The sequence below is a fragment of the Duganella flavida genome (assembly GCF_009857445.1).
Classification (GTDB): Bacteria; Pseudomonadota; Gammaproteobacteria; order Burkholderiales; family Burkholderiaceae_D; genus Rugamonas; species Rugamonas flavida.
Window position 1 is genome coordinate 1 of record NZ_WWCN01000085.1, and the last position, 255, is coordinate 255.

Sequence of the window (255 nt, forward strand, 5' to 3'; positions counted from 1 at the left end):
GCGGAAAACGCTTGCTCGTTTTCTCGCCGAAAATACCTTTCTCATGAAGAACTTCACTGAAATATATTTTCGGGACATCGACAAGAACTCCTGGACCGAAGAGAGAATTTCCGTCATTGCGATTATCATTCAAATTCGATGACAGAGATATTCCTGTATTGGCATTTCCCGACGCAATACCAGCAGCTAATATACCTGAGAGTGCCGCTGCAGGACTCACATAAGGTGTAAATCCGACTTCGGAGCTGCCAACTA

At 44.7% G+C, this 255-nt stretch carries 1 protein-coding gene; it reads right to left on the reverse strand.

The annotated features are described in order from the left end of the window. Positions 1-255, reverse strand: a 255-nt coding sequence (locus tag GTP46_RS30535) for a hypothetical protein (RefSeq protein WP_229259153.1), incomplete at both ends; no start/stop codon positions are given.